13 protein-coding genes and 1 pseudogene are annotated in these 13,491 nt (G+C 74.2%); 6 read left to right on the forward strand and 8 right to left on the reverse strand.

The annotated features are described in order from the left end of the window. From AOQ37_RS20745 to AOQ37_RS20760, 4 genes are all read right to left on the reverse strand, one after another. Positions 1-2,260: phosphoketolase family protein (locus AOQ37_RS20745; protein ID WP_062646098.1), on the reverse strand; the 2,260-nt coding region annotated here is incomplete at its 3' end. 206 nt (positions 2,261-2,466) lie between these two features. Next, positions 2,467-2,730, reverse strand: coding sequence for a hypothetical protein (locus AOQ37_RS20750; RefSeq protein WP_062646099.1), 264 nt, complete (start codon positions 2,728-2,730; stop codon positions 2,467-2,469). A gap of 248 nt (positions 2,731-2,978) precedes the next feature. After that, the gene (locus AOQ37_RS20755; protein WP_062646100.1) at positions 2,979-3,437 is read right to left on the reverse strand and encodes an RpiB/LacA/LacB family sugar-phosphate isomerase; all 459 of its coding nucleotides are present in this window, start codon (positions 3,435-3,437) and stop codon (positions 2,979-2,981) included. Positions 3,438-4,098: 661 nt separating this feature from the next. Beyond that, the gene (locus tag AOQ37_RS20760; protein WP_374701532.1) at positions 4,099-4,899 is read right to left on the reverse strand and encodes a YqjF family protein; all 801 of its coding nucleotides are present in this window, start codon (positions 4,897-4,899) and stop codon (positions 4,099-4,101) included. Positions 4,900-5,106: 207 nt separating this feature from the next. On the opposite strand from AOQ37_RS20760, the gene AOQ37_RS20765 reads away from it, so the two are divergent. Further along, complete coding sequence (locus AOQ37_RS20765; protein ID WP_062646544.1) at positions 5,107-5,628, forward strand: hypothetical protein; 522 nt, start codon at positions 5,107-5,109, stop codon at positions 5,626-5,628. Positions 5,629-5,646: 18 nt separating this feature from the next. Here the strand turns inward: AOQ37_RS20765 and AOQ37_RS20770 are convergent, their stop codons facing one another. The 3 genes from AOQ37_RS20770 to AOQ37_RS20780 form a co-directional block, all read right to left on the reverse strand. Beyond that, positions 5,647-6,210: a hemerythrin domain-containing protein gene (locus tag AOQ37_RS20770; RefSeq protein WP_062646101.1), complete on the reverse strand. Its 564-nt coding sequence runs from the start codon at positions 6,208-6,210 to the stop codon at positions 5,647-5,649. Positions 6,211-6,304: 94 nt separating this feature from the next. After that, the gene (locus AOQ37_RS20775; protein ID WP_062646102.1) at positions 6,305-7,450 is read right to left on the reverse strand and encodes an RNA polymerase sigma factor; all 1,146 of its coding nucleotides are present in this window, start codon (positions 7,448-7,450) and stop codon (positions 6,305-6,307) included. Positions 7,451-7,458: 8 nt separating this feature from the next. Then, positions 7,459-7,866, reverse strand: a complete 408-nt coding sequence (locus tag AOQ37_RS20780) for a YciI family protein (protein WP_062646103.1) — start codon at positions 7,864-7,866, stop codon at positions 7,459-7,461. A 277-nt stretch (positions 7,867-8,143) separates the two neighbouring features. Here AOQ37_RS20780 and dhaK point away from each other — a divergent pair, with 277 nt between their 5' ends. The 3 genes from dhaK (at position 8,144) to AOQ37_RS20795 (ending at position 10,247) form a co-directional block, all read left to right on the forward strand. Further along, positions 8,144-9,136, forward strand: a complete 993-nt coding sequence (gene dhaK / locus AOQ37_RS20785; protein WP_062646104.1) for a dihydroxyacetone kinase subunit DhaK — start codon at positions 8,144-8,146, stop codon at positions 9,134-9,136. Positions 9,137-9,199: 63 nt separating this feature from the next. Further along, on the forward strand, positions 9,200-9,829 hold the full coding sequence (gene dhaL / locus AOQ37_RS20790; protein ID WP_062646105.1) for a dihydroxyacetone kinase subunit DhaL: 630 nt from the start codon (positions 9,200-9,202) through the stop codon (positions 9,827-9,829). Between the two features lie 7 nt (positions 9,830-9,836). Beyond that, positions 9,837-10,247, forward strand: coding sequence for a PTS sugar transporter subunit IIA domain-containing protein (locus tag AOQ37_RS20795; RefSeq protein WP_062646106.1), 411 nt, complete (start codon positions 9,837-9,839; stop codon positions 10,245-10,247). 400 nt (positions 10,248-10,647) lie between these two features. Here AOQ37_RS20795 and AOQ37_RS20800 read toward each other — a convergent pair. Beyond that, positions 10,648-11,349: pseudogene (locus tag AOQ37_RS20800) on the reverse strand (glycoside hydrolase family 75 protein); the annotation flags it as partial. A 387-nt stretch (positions 11,350-11,736) separates the two neighbouring features. Here AOQ37_RS20800 and AOQ37_RS20810 point away from each other — a divergent pair. Next, a complete protein-coding gene (locus tag AOQ37_RS20810; RefSeq protein WP_374701533.1) occupies positions 11,737-12,711 on the forward strand; it encodes a fibronectin type III domain-containing protein in 975 nt (324 codons plus the stop codon). Between the two features lie 227 nt (positions 12,712-12,938). Continuing rightward, positions 12,939-13,484: a hypothetical protein gene (locus AOQ37_RS20815; RefSeq protein WP_062646109.1), complete on the forward strand. Its 546-nt coding sequence runs from the start codon at positions 12,939-12,941 to the stop codon at positions 13,482-13,484. The last annotated feature ends 7 nt before the right edge of the window (positions 13,485-13,491 follow it).

Below are 13,491 nucleotides of genomic sequence, written 5' to 3' on the forward strand. Positions count from 1 at the left end.
CGGGTACGCGGTCGATGACGTCCATGACGAGGCGGTAGCGGTCGAGGTCGTTGCGCACGACCATGTCGAACGGCGTGGTCGTGGTGCCGAACTCCTTGTAGCCGCGCACGTGCAGGTTCTTGTGGCCGGTGCGGCGGTAGGCGAGCCGGTGGATCAGCCACGGATAGCCGTGGTAGGCGAAGACGACCGGCTTGTCCGTGGTGAACAGGCCGTCGTACTCGAAGTCGCTCATCCCGTGCGGGTGTTCCTCACCCGGCAGCAGCCGGGCGATGTCCACGACGTTGACGACCCGGACGGCGAGGTCCGGCAGCTCGCGGCGCAGCAGTTGCGCGGCGGCCAGCACCTCCTGGGTGGGGACGTCGCCCGCGCAGGCGAGCACCACGTCGGGCTCGCCGGTGCCGTTCTCGGTGCCGGCCCACTCCCAGACGCCCGCACCGCGCGCGCAGTGGACGCGGGCCTCGTCCATGCTCAGCCAGTCGAAACAGGGCTGTTTCCCGGCCACGATCACGTTGACGTAGTCGCGGCTGCGCAGCACGTGGTCCGCCACCGAGAGCAGGGTGTTGGCGTCCGGCGGCAGATAGACCCGCACGACCTCGGGGCTCTTGTTGAGGACGTGGTCGACGAAGCCGGGGTCCTGGTGGGAGAAGCCGTTGTGGTCCTGGCGCCAGACGTGCGAGGTGAGCAGGTAGTTGAGGGAGGCGACGGGTGCGCGCCAGGGCAGCTTGCGGGTGACGCGCAGCCACTTGATGTGCTGGTTGACCATCGAGTCGACGATGTGCGCGAACGCCTCGTAGCAGGAGAACAGACCGTGCCGTCCGGTCAGCAGATAGCCCTCCAGCCAGCCCTGGCAGGTGTGTTCGGAGAGGATCTCCATCACCCGGCCGTGCCGGTCGAGGTTCTCGTCGACCTGGAGGGTCTGCGCCTGCCAGGCCTTGCCGCTGGCGGCGTAGACGGCCTGGAGCCGGTTGGAGGCGGTCTCGTCGGGGCCGACGAGGCGGAAGTCGCGCCGGCCGGCGGTGGCGCGCATGACGTCCTCGAGCAACGCGCCCAGCACCGCGGTCGGTTCGTGCCGGGTGCCGCCCGGCCGGTCGACCGGTACGGCGTGCGACTCCAGTGCGGGCAGGGGGAGTTCACGCAGCAGCAGCCCGCCGTTGGCGTGCGGGGTGGCGCCGAGCCGGCGGGTGCCGTCGGGGATCGGGGCGAGGACGTCCAGGCGGGGGCCGCCGTCGGCGTCGAAGAGTTCCTCGGGCCGGTAGGACCGCAGCCAGGCCTCCAGTTGGCGCAGGTGTTCGGGGTTGTCGCGGACGGCGGACAGCGGCACCTGGTGGGCGCGCCAGGTGCCCTCGACGGGCAGCCGGTCGACGTGCGCGGGTCCGGTCCAGCCCTTCGGGGTGCGCAGCACGATCACCGGCCAGCGGGGACGCTCGCCGGAGCCGTCCTCGCGGGCGGCGCGCTGGAGGGACACGATCCGGTCCAGGGCGGTGTCCATGGCCTGCGCCATCGCCCGGTGGACGGCGTTCGGCTCGTCGCCGGTGACATGGATCGGATCGTGGCCGTAGCCGCGCAGCAGCTCGTCCAGCTCGGGTTCGGGGATCCGGGCCGGCACCGTGGGGTTGGCGATCTTGTAGCCGTTGAGGTGCAGGATCGGCAGGACCGCGCCGTCGTGCACCGGGTCGAGGAACTTGTTGGAGTGCCAGGAGGCGGCCAGTGGCCCGGTCTCCGACTCGCCGTCGCCGATCACACAGGCGACGAGGAGGTCCGGGTTGTCGAAGGCGGCGCCGTAGGCGTGCGAGAGCGAATAGCCGAGTTCACCGCCCTCGTGGATCGAGCCGGGCGTCTCCGGGGCGACGTGGCTGGGGATGCCACCGGGGAACGAGAACTGCCGGAACAGCCGGGCCATGCCGGCCGCGTCGCGGGTGACGTCCGGGTACGTCTCGGTGTAGGTGCCCTCGAGCCAGGAGTTGGCGACGACCGCGGGACCGCCGTGGCCGGGGCCCCACACGCACAGGGCGCGCAGGTCACGCGCGCGGATGACGCGGTTGAGGTGCGTGTACACGAGGTTGAGCCCCGGTGAGGTCCCCCAGTGGCCCAGCAGCCTCGGCTTCACGTGCTCCGGCCGCAGCGGCTCGGTGAGCAGGGGGTTGGCCATCAGGTAGATCTGTCCGACGGAGAGGTAGTTCGCGGCGCGCCAGTGGGCGTGCAGCGTCCTGAGCTCGTCGTCGGTGAGCCGTGCGGACGTCGCTTGCGGTTCGACGGACATCTCGGGTTCCCTTCCGGTCCGGAGCGGGTCGCGCGGAGGTACGTGCCGGTCCGTACCTCCCCACCCTCTCCGGCTTCCGGGTACCCGGCCGCGCCGAGCGACCCGTACGGAGGAGCGAAGCCGTCCGTACGAGGGGGGCGCCCGCCCCTGCCGCGACGGGCACCCCCGTCCGACCGCGAGCCGCGCCGACCCGGGCGGCGGTCCGGTCACTCGGGCAGGTCGTGGTCGCTGAGCGGGTGCCGGCAGCTGCCCCTCTTGCACTTGTGGAGGGCACCGCCGGGCTGGAAGTCGGGGCACGGGCAGGACAGACAGGGGATCGTCTCCTCGGAGTCGGATCCCCAGCCGTGGGCGATCAGTCGCGCCCGCGCCGTTTCCTGGGTTCCGCGTACCTGGGCGTCGAGTCTGCGGAAGTCGGCCTCGTTGTCCGCGAAGGCCTTCTTCTGGGCGTCTGTCAGGTCGTACTCCTGCATGGTGCCTCCCACGGCGGAGATGGCGGCGAGGGGCGCTTCCCCTAGGCCCACGATGGCCCGGCGGGCGCCTGCTCGCACGTCGGCCCCGAGAGGGGCGGGCGGTCGGACCTCGGAGCGCGGGAGGGGAGGCAGCGGGCTGCGGGCTGCGGGCTGCGGGCTGCGGGCTGCGGGCTGCGGGCTGCGGGCTGCGGGCTGCGGGCTGCGGGCTGCGGGCTGGAAACGGTTCGGCCGGGAACGACGTTCCCGTGCTAGGCCGGGCGCGTGCGGACTGCGTCGAGGCCGTCGACGTGCGCCACGTTCCGCCGGTCCTCGGCGTCGCCTCCGGCCTCCGCGGCGAACCAGGCGTCCAGGATCTCCTTGAGCAGCGGACCGGAGGTCAGACGGAGGCTGAGGGCGAGGACGTTGGCGTCGTTCCAGCGGCGGGCGCCGTCGGCGGTGTAGGCGTCGGCGCACAGCGCGGCCCGGACGCCGGGCACCTTGTTCGCGGCGATGGACGCGCCGGTGCCGGTCCAGCAGCAAACCACCGCCTGCTCCGAGGTCCCGTCGGCCACGTCCCGGGCCGCCGCCGCCGAGCACACCGCCCACTGCGGGTCGTCGCCGGGCCGCAGCGCACCGTGCGGCACCACGTCGTGCCCACGGCCGCGCAGCTCCGCGACCAGGGCGCGGGCCACTGGTTCGTCCATGTCCGAGGAGACGGAGATCCGCATACCGGAGAGCCTACTGAGGAAAGGGCGCGGGAGCACAGCCCGCTCCGCCCGTCACGGCGGGCGCCGTCCGGCGGTCGCGGGGCCCGTCGGTGGTGGCGGTCAGGTCCCGTCGCGCGGGACGCGGGACGGTCCGGGCGCCGCCGTGCGCACCGCGGGGGCCAGTGGGGCCGGGCTGGTCCGCGGCCCCTGGACACGTCCGGACGAGGCACCCGACCTCGTGTCGGTGACCGCCCGGCTGCTGCTCGACGGCCGCGTCGGCGCGGTCGGCACGGGCAAGGAGGTGCGGGGGCACCCGGCCGCTGCCGGTCGCCCGGCCGGGCGACACGCTCTCCGCCTTCGGCACCCCGCTGAAGCCGGGCGGGCCGGTCCTGCCCGGCACGATGACCGGGGCGCCCCTCGTCGGGGTCGGCCGACGGGCCGGGGCGCGCTGCGGCGGACTCGGCGCGGTGTCGGTGACGTTCGTCCGATCCGCGGAGGACGGTCCGCTGCGGCGGACCGACGCGGGCCGATGTGGACCGACGCCGCCTACGCGGGCCCCGGCGATGCGACGGTTCCGCCGAGCTCCGACGGGTCCGTCCCGCTCCGAAGGGTCCGTCCGGGCTCCGCCGCGGTCCGACGAGGTCCGTCACGTCACGGGGTCGGTCCGACGAGGTCCGTCACGTCATGGGGTCGGGATGCCGGCCGGGCGGTGCGGAGGGCGGGCCGGGCGGTCGAAGCGGGCCGGGACGCCCGGCGAGTACAGGACGCTCACCGGCTTCCCCGTCGGCGCCGGCAGACCCGCCGCCGTCACCAGGTCCTCCTCGCACTCCACGAGCTCGGCCCGGTGCAGCGGCCAGCGGGGGTGGGCGTTGGGCAGGTACATCGACCGGCCGAAGAAGGCGCTGTGCATGCCCCAGCGCGCGGTCAGGAAGTGCTCCGCCGCGGTGGGCTCCCCGATCCGTTCCCCCACCCGCACGGTGAGCCGGCTGCGGGCCCCGCGCGGACCGGGCCACCGGCGGCGGCTGGTGTACGTCACGGTCCCGGCGTCGGCGTCGGTGTCGATCGCCATCCGGGACCAGACGTACGGCATCCGGAAGCCGATCCGGGCCACGGCCACCGGCAGCAGCCGGGAGGCGTCGAGCGACCGGAAGACGACACCCCGCCGGCCGTGCGCGTCGACCGAGTAGAGACGCACGTTCGTCTCGGGGAACGATCCCAGATAGGGCACGCCCGGCAGCCGGAACCAGCCGACGCGATGCATCCGGAACGCGACCAGACCGACGTAGGTCACCCCGTCCAGGGTGTCCGGGACGGTCCCCGGCGGCAGCAGCCCGGCCACGTCGGCCGGGTCCGCGGCCCAGTGCAGGAAGGTGAGGTCGAGCCAGGACTGGGTCAGGAAGGGCCGCGCTATCGCGTCCGGCGCGTCGGGCGTGATGGGGTGCGGGGGCACCAGGGCCCGCGGCTGCGGAGTCGACGACGGCACGGCGTCAGTATCACAGAGCACCCTTCCGGGCCTTCACGGGCATGCCCTCCCAGGGGGGCCGCCGCCGGAACTGTGGTCGAGGCCACGGTCGGGGTGGGGGCCGAGGCATGTCGTCCGGCGGGGGTCGCGGGCTACGGTGTGCGGAACCCCGCTCCCTCCCCTCCCGCCCGCTGCCTCATCTCCTCGCCGCAGACCTCGGACGGCTCCGTGCTCGCAGATCTCTCCCCCGTCATCGCCGCCACCACCGAATGGCTGACCCGCGCCTACCCGGCGAGCGGCGGCGCGCTCGCCTCCGCGCTGTGCGAGGCACAGGCCCGGCAGGCGGTGACCGTCGCGGCCTGGCTGCGCTACCCGACCGTCACGGACGCCGCGCTGCTCGGCATCGCGGGCCCGGGCGGCTCGGCCCGCCTGGACCGGATCAGCGGCGCGGACCCGGACGGCGACCGGGGCGCCGACGACGCCGCGTGGCGGAGCTGGGTCGACGAGGTCGTGGCGAGCTGGGCGGCCTGTCTGCTCACCGATCCGGAACTGGCCGCGGACGCCGTCGCCGGGCTCGCCGGAGGCGACCACACCGGCGGGGCGGCACCGGACTTCCGGCGTCTGGTCGCACCCGACGACCGTGACCGCCGGGCGGCGGCGCTGCTGCGCCACCCCGACCTCGTCGCCTCCGTGGCCGCACTGCACCACCCACAGCTGCTCGGCCGCCTCGGCCGGGCGCTCATCGCCTGACGGCCGACCGGCCCCGGCTCAGTCCGCCTTGCCGCGGCCGGTCAGCGCGTCCCGCATCCGGTCGATCATCCCGACGCCCGGGGCCAGCATCTTGTTGGCCGGGGGCTTGTCCGGGGCGGCCGGGTGCGGCCGGGTCGGGGCCGTCTTCTTCGCCCTGCGGACCTTGTCGCCCAGTTCGTCGAGGGTCTCCGCCGGACACGCCGCGCGCAGCCTCGGGAACAGGTTCTGCTCCTCGTCCGCCACGTGTGCGCGGATCTCGCGCATCAGCATGCCGATGAGCCGGTCGAACTCGGGATCGTCCGCCTGACAGCCCTCCAGATCCTTCATCATCTGTTCGGCCCGCGCGTGGTCCTCGAGTTCCTTGTCGGCCAGGGCCTCGCCACCGGGTACGTGCTCACGCACCGCCGGGTAGAGGTACGCCTCCTCGGCCACCGAATGCCGGACCAGCTCCATCGTGGCCCGGTCCGCGTACAGCTTGCGGTCCTTGGCACCGGACGGCAGTGCCTCGATCCGGCCGAAGAACTCCTCGACCTCGTGGTGATCGGTCACCAGCTCGTCGATCACGTTGCCACCATGACCCATGTCCCACACCTCCTGACGGGGCACGACGGCTCCGGACCGGAGCCGTCCCAGCCCGAGTGCCCGCCGCCCTCGGATCGACACGATCCGCAGGCGGTCAGCGGGCGCGGCGGGCGTTGAGCCGGGCGGCCTGCCGGGTCAGGTGGTCGCGCTCGGCGAGGTCGGACGCCCTCAGGGCGGCCTCGGCGTACAGCCGTGCCGCCGTCGTCAGGTCGCCGTCGCGTTCGTGGAGGTAGGCCGCCACCGCGGTGTGCCGGGGCACCTTTTCGTCGACCGCCGCGAGGGCCGCCAGACCGGCGCGCGGTCCGTCGGCCTCGCCGACGGCCACCGCGCGGTTGAGCCGGACGACCGGGCTGTCGGTCAGCCGCGCCAGCTCGTCGTACCACTCGACGATCTGCACCCAGTCGGTCTCCCCGGCGGTCGGCGCGTCGGCGTGCAGCGCCGCGACGGCGGCCTGGGCCTGGAACTCGCCCAGCCGGTCGCGGGCGAGGGCCGCCTGGAGGATCTCGACCCCCTCGGCGATCGCCCGGGTGTCCCAGCGGCCGCGGTCCTGCTCGGCGAGCGGCACCAGGCTGCCGTCGGGCGCGGTCCGGGCGGCGCGCCGGGCGTGGTGGAGCAGCATGAGCGCGAGCAGTCCCGCCACCTCGGGGTGGTCGATCGCCGCCGCGAGCTGCCGGGTGAGCCGGATGGCCTCGGCGGCGAGGTCGACGTCGCCGGAGTAGCCCTCGTTGAAGACCAGGTAGAGGACGCGCAGCACGGTGGCGACATCTCCGGGCCGGTCGAACCGCACGCCGGAGACGGTGCGCTTGGCCCGGCTGATGCGCTGGGCCATGGTCGCCTCGGGCACCAGATAGGCCTGGGCGATCTGGCGCGTGGTCAGCCCGCCCACGGCGCGCAGGGTGAGCGCGACCGCGGACGACGGCGTCAGCGACGGGTGGGCGCACAGGAAGTAGAGCCGGAGCGTGTCGTCCGCAGCCGGCGCGGGCCCGGGCGCCGGTTCCTCCTCCACGCGGTCCTCCCGCCGGCGCCGGGCGGTGTCCGCCCGGGTGGCGTCGAGGAAGCGGCGCCACGCCACGGTGATCAGCCAGCCCTTGGGGTCGCGCGGCGGGTCGTCCGGCCAGACGCGGACCGCCTCGACCAGCGCGTCCTGCACGGCGTCCTCGGCCGCCGCGAAGTCGGCTCCGCGGCGGACGAGGATCCCGAGCACGTGGGGCGTGAGGCTGCGGAGCAGGGCCTCGTCCATCGCGGGCTTCACTCCGTGATCGTGTGCCGCTCGCCCAGGAACGGACGCAGTTCGAGCCACTCGTGGATCGGCTCCCCGCCCTTGCCGGGAGCGGCCGACAGCTCTCCGGCCAGCTCGACGGCACGCTCGTGGCTGTCGACGTCGATCACCATCCAGCCGGCGATGAGGTCCTTGGTCTCGGCGAACGGTCCGTCGGTGACCGGCGGACGCCCCTCGCCGTCGTAGCGGACGAACGCCCCCTCGGGGGCGAGCGCCTGGCTGTCGACGAACTCGCCGGTCTGCTCCAGCCGGGCGGCGAAGTCCCTCATGTACTGCACATGGGCCGAGATCTCCTCCGGCGTCCACTGGTCCATCGGCACGTCGTTCACGGCTGCCGGGGCGCCTCGGTAGTGCTTGAGCAGCAGGTACTTGGCCATCGCGGTTCTCCTCGGTACTGGTGCGGCCCCATTCTGGCCGCGTTCACCACGGGGACGCAGCCGGGTACGGGTTCTCGACATCCGCGTCAGAAGTTCCGTCGACCAGTTTTTCGCGCGTGAGGGGCGGGGATCGGCTCCTCTCACGTGACCTTCACGACCGCAAGGTCGATACTGGCGGGAGACGCCGAGAACCGCCACGACCGAGCATTCGTCCTCCCGGCTCTCACCTGGGAAGGCGCAGGCCACGGGACCGTCCGTCCCCTTCCTGGAGGTACCCATGAAGATGCTGATCAACGTTGCGGAGACCGTGGTCGCGGACGCGCTGCGCGGTATGGCGGCCGCCCATCCCGAGCTGACCGTCGACGTCGAGAACCGGGTGGTCGTACGGCGGGACGCGCCGGTGGCGGGCAGGGTCGGGCTGGTGTCCGGCGGCGGCTCGGGGCACGAGCCGCTGCACGGCGGGTTCGTCGGCCCCGGAATGCTTTCGGCGGCCTGCCCGGGTGAGGTGTTCACCTCGCCGGTGCCGGATCAGATGCTGCGTGCCGCGGCGGCCGTGAACAGCGGGGCGGGCGTGCTGTTCATCGTCAAGAACTACACGGGCGACGTCCTCAACTTCGACATGGCGGCCGAGCTGGCCGAGGACGAGGGCATCCAGATAGCGAAGGTGCTGGTCGACGACGATGTCGCCGTCACCGACAGTCTCTACACCGCCGGGCGGCGCGGCACCGGCGCGACCCTGTTCGTGGAGAAGATCGCGGGGGCTGCGGCCGAGGAGGGACAGCCCCTGGAGCGGGTCGAGGCGCTCGCCCGGCAGGTGAACGAGAACTCCCGCAGCTTCGGCGTGGCGCTCAGCGCGTGCACCACACCGGCCAAGGGCAGTCCCACCTTCGATCTGCCGGCCGGTGAGCTGGAGCTGGGCGTCGGCATCCACGGGGAGCCCGGGCGGGAGCGGCGGGCGATGATGACCTCCGGCGAGATCGCCGATTTCGCGATCCACGCGATCCTCGACGACATGACGCCCCGCAATCCCGTGCTCCTCCTGGTCAACGGCATGGGCGCGACCCCCCTGCTGGAGCTGTACGGCTTCAACGCCGAGGTGCACCGGCTGCTGGCCCAGCGCGGGGTGCCGGTCGCCCGTACGCTCGTGGGCAACTACGTGACGTCCCTCGACATGGCCGGCGCCTCGGTGACGCTGTGCCAGGTGGACGAGGAACTGCTGCGGCTGTGGGACGCGCCGGTGCGGACTCCCGGGCTGCGCTGGGGTGTCTGAGGCAGGGGGGAAAGGCGCTCGGGGAAAGGCCTTCGGACCGTACCGACCACGCAAGGAGATCCCGTGCTCGACGCCGATTTCTTCCGCCGTTGGATGACCGCGACCGCCGCGTCCGTCGACCGCGAGGCGGACCGGCTCACGGCCCTCGACTCACCCATCGGGGACGCGGACCACGGCAGCAACCTCCGGCGTGGCTTCACCGCGGTGAGCGCGGCGCTGGAGAAGGAGGCACCCGAGACCCCGGGCGCCGTCCTGGTGCTCGCGGGACGCCAGCTGATCTCGACGGTCGGCGGCGCCTCGGGACCCCTGTACGGGACACTGCTGCGCCGGACCGGGAAGGCTCTCGGGGACGCGGCCGAGGTGGACGAGGAGGGGTTCGCCGGGGCGCTGCGCGCCGGGGTGGACGCGGTGATGCAGCTCGGCGGTGCCGCCCCGGGCGACAAGACCATGATCGACGCGCTGGTGCCGGCCGTGGACGCGCTCCCCGGCGGTTTCGGCGCCGCCCGGGCCGCCGCGGAGCAGGGCGCCGAGGCGACGACCCCGCTCCTGGCCCGCAAGGGCCGGGCCAGCTATCTCGGCGAACGCAGCATCGGGCATCAGGATCCGGGCGCCACCTCGGCGGCGCTGCTCATCGCCGCCCTCGCCGACACCGGCGCCGAAACCGACACCGGCGCCGACACGGGCGGGGAGTGAGGCGTCGATGAGCGACGAGAAACTGGTGGGCATCGTCCTGGTGTCGCACAGCGCGCAGGTCGCGTCATCGGTGGCCGAGCTGGCGCTTGGCCTGGTGGGCGGCGGTCTGCCCGTACCGGTCGCCGCGGCGGGCGGCACGGAGGGCGGCGGACTGGGCACGAGCGCCGAGCTGGTCGCCGCCGCTGCCGCCTCGGTGGACCGCGGGGCCGGCGTCGCGGTCCTCGCCGATCTGGGCAGCGCCGTCCTCACGGTGAAGGCTCTGCTCGCGGAGGGCGACGAACTGCCCGACTCCGCGAAGCTGGTGGACGCCCCGTTCGTCGAGGGCGCGGTGGCCGCGGTGGTGACGGCGGCCACCGGTGCCGACCTGGACGCCGTGGTGGCGGCGGCCACGGAGGCGTACGGCTACCGGAAGGTCTGACACGGCTCGGCCCTCGGGTGGGGCGGGGCCGCCGTCGACCGTAGGGCGGTACGAAGGGGCGGCACAGCGGGACCGCCCCTCCCCTGCTCGCCTACTCGCTCCCGCCGTCCCCTTCGTCCCCGTCGGCCGCCTCGGCTCCGGAGTCGCCCGCCTCGTCCGACGACGCCTCCTGAGTTCCGCCGTCGCCCGACGACGCCGGGGTTCCGTGCCCCTGGTCATCGCGGTCGTCCCGGTCCGCCGGACTTTCGGCGTCGGCCGAGGCCGGCTCGTCGAGGCCGCCCGGCGCCCATTCGTCCACCGGCTCCTCCGAGGCCGTCGGCGCCGTCGGAGCCTGCGGCTTCTGCGGTTCCCGGGGCTTCTGCGGTTCCTGCGGCTTCTCCGACGGGCCGGGCTGTTCCTTCGTGCCGCGCACGAAGAGGCGCGCCAGCCGCTCGCCCACCTCCACCGCCGAGGCGTGGCTCTCGATGGGCGTGGCCCGGGAGTTCTTGAAGACGATGTACGTGACGCCGGAGGGCGTGCCGCCGCCCCGAGGGTCGGGGCGGATGCCGAGCGCCTTGGCGGTGGCGTACGACGCCTCCCCGATGATCCCGCTCGGCCCCGTGTCACCGACCACCGCGTACTGCACCCGGTCCCGGTAGACGACGGCCGCGACCGAACCGCCGCGCACCCCGTGGTCACGGTGGTCCCAGATGCCGCTGACCCCCGGCACCACGATGTAGGGCAGGGTCTCGGCGCTCAGATAGCGGCCGTCGGACTGCTGGTAGGCCGTCATGCCGGAGAACAGCGGGTCGGTGCGGCTGTTGCACTCCGGGCCCGGACGGCCGTCGCAGTCGATGTCCATGTCGGCCGTCCAGAACACCGCCTCGTCGGTGCCGCAGACCGGGATCGTGGCCGGCGCACCTTCGTCGGCGCGGTAGCGGCCGCGCGAGACGGGGGTGCAGTCACGGACCCGGGACAGCAGGTCGGCGGCGCCGACCGAGCCTTCTTGCCGGGGTGCCGACACCCCGAGGGCGCCCGCGGACGGGAGCGGGGCGGCGGGTGAGGTGGTCGGGGCCAGCAGGGCAAGGCCGGCCGCGGCCAGCGTCAGCGACTGGACGCGCACGATACGGAGCCTCTCGTGGGGGCGTTGACGGACACCCGGAACAATCTGGTGTCGATCACGCCCCGGGGCCAGCCCGAGGGGGCCGTACGGAGCACCAGGAACATCCTCCGGGAGCCCCGCCGTGCGACAGAGGGCCGGGGCCCGGACGCCGTGTCGGCTCCGGACCCCGGGCCACTTTGCCGGCGCGGGATCAGCGACGACAGCGGTCCGCGCCACCGGCCTGAACTCTCGAGTGCTCAGGGTGAGTTCAGGCGTGAGGACCTTCAGCATACGTAACGTCCGGAAGCGGTCGACGCCGGCGGCCCCGTCCGCCCTCTTGATGTGTGCGCATCACCACGTCATATTGGTCCGGACCATTGCCGCCGTGCCGGGCCGGGAGGCGACGCCGTGCGACGTGTTGTGCTGTGGGTGGTGCGCTGCGGCCTGGTGGCGGCCCTGTGCTGCGGGTGCGCGGGCGGGGACCGGGACGACGGGCGGGCGCCGGGCGCCCCGACCGGGGTCACCGCGCAGGCCGGGAGCGCGACGAGCGTGCACGTCATGTGGAACGCGGTCGCCGCCGACCCCGCGGTCAGCGCGTACGAGGTGTACCGCGGTTCCGAGAAGGTCCGGGAGGTGCCCGGCTCCGCGCACATGCTGGACGTCGTCCGTCTCTCGCCGTCGACCACGTACGTCTTCACGGTGCGGGCCCGCGACGGCGACGGGCGGCTCGGTCCGCACAGCCGGGAGGTGCGGGCCACGACACCGGCGGCCGCGTCGGCGGACCGCTCACCCCCGACCGCGCCGGGCGCGGTGACCGGCCGGACGGCCGGGAGCCGGGCCGTGCAGCTGTCCTGGACGGCCTCCACGGACGACCGCGAGGTGGTGTCCTACGACGTCTACCAGGGCGGCGTGCGGATCCACAGCGTGGGCGGGGGCCAGACGGCGACGGTCGTGACGGGGCTGCGTCCCGGGGCGAGCTACGCGTTCACCGTCCGGGCCCGGGACGCGGCCGACAACGTCTCGCCCGCCGGGGCGGCGGTGCGCCTGAGCACCGCGCCGGGTGACGACCGGGGGCCGGGCACCGCGCCGGTCGACTTCCGGGCGAGCGCCCACCTCGACGACGGGTCGTACTACCTCGACCTGTCGTGGGTGCCGCCCCGGGTGGACGGCGTGGTCACGGAGTACCAGATCCAGCTCGACGGACGGCCGGCCACCTCCCTGGTGTGGGGCGGGACCCCGCCCCTGGGGAGGGCGACGTACAGCTTCTACGTGGGGCGGGAGGAAGGTGTCGCGCACCGGGTGCGGCTGCGGGCCCGGCTCCCGGACGGCACGTGGGGCGCGTTCTCGGCCGAGCGGACCGTGACGACGGCCGCACCTCGCTGAGCGACCGCCCGGCGGCCGGACCACCGGCCGGACCGCCGCTTCCCGGCCACCGGTCGGTACGCGGCTCCGCCTGGGCCGTCCGGAGGAATTCGTCACCTGGCCGGTGGCCGTCCGCATGCGGGGCGAGGCCGGGGGGCGTTGGCTGCGCCTGAGGCAGCACGGGCGTACCCGACCTTCGGCGGCGCAAGGGATGTACCGCCAACCGTGCCGCCGCCGGAGGACATCCGATGCGCACTTCCCGTCTCCTCGTCCGCTCAGGGCTGACCGTGGCAGCCGCCGCCGCGCTGCCGCTCTCCCTCACCGCCCAGCCTGCCGCGGCCCGGGCCACCGGCATCTCCGTGAGCACGACCGGCTCCACGGTGTCGGTCGTGACCAGCGCCTGCACCCAGATCAACGGCAGCTGGGGCACGGCGGCGCTGCTCGGCAGCGCCCAGGCGAGCTTCGCCCAGGGGCGCCAGGTCGCGCTGTCCGGGACGGCGGCCGGCCAGTCCGCCGCCTGGTCCGGGGTGTCGCCGGGCACGTACACCGTGGTGGTCATGTGCTCCAACGGCAGCACGGCGGGCACCCAGTCGGTGATCGTGTCGGCCCCGGCCACCCCGAGGGTCACGCCGACCCCCACCGCCTCGCCGTCACGGGGCGTCATGGGCGGCTTCGGCGGCGCGGCCCGTGACTTCGGCCCGGTCGCCATGGGGGTGGGCGGGGCACTGGTGGGGACGGGCGTGATCGCGGCGGCCTGGTTCCTGCGCCGCCGCTCGAAGCCGTACCGGCTCTAGTACGCAC

The organism is Streptomyces maremycinicus (assembly GCF_001184025.1).
Classification (GTDB): Bacteria; Actinomycetota; Actinomycetes; order Streptomycetales; family Streptomycetaceae; genus Streptomyces; species Streptomyces maremycinicus.

Coding starts and splice junctions, on each gene's coding strand:
- AOQ37_RS20755 (WP_062646100.1), bottom strand. CDS start 3,437: ATGCGGATCTCCGTCTCCTCGGACATGGACGAACCAGTGGCCCGCGCC.
- AOQ37_RS20795 (WP_062646106.1), top strand. CDS start 9,837: ATGAGCGACGAGAAACTGGTGGGCATCGTCCTGGTGTCGCACAGCGCG.
- AOQ37_RS20780 (WP_062646103.1), bottom strand. CDS start 7,866: ATGGCCAAGTACCTGCTGCTCAAGCACTACCGAGGCGCCCCGGCAGCC.
- AOQ37_RS20750 (WP_062646099.1), bottom strand. CDS start 2,730: ATGCAGGAGTACGACCTGACAGACGCCCAGAAGAAGGCCTTCGCGGAC.
- AOQ37_RS20770 (WP_062646101.1), bottom strand. CDS start 6,210: ATGGGTCATGGTGGCAACGTGATCGACGAGCTGGTGACCGATCACCAC.
- AOQ37_RS20775 (WP_062646102.1), bottom strand. CDS start 7,450: ATGGACGAGGCCCTGCTCCGCAGCCTCACGCCCCACGTGCTCGGGATC.
- AOQ37_RS20815 (WP_062646109.1), top strand. CDS start 12,939: ATGCGCACTTCCCGTCTCCTCGTCCGCTCAGGGCTGACCGTGGCAGCC.
- dhaK (WP_062646104.1), top strand. CDS start 8,144: ATGAAGATGCTGATCAACGTTGCGGAGACCGTGGTCGCGGACGCGCTG.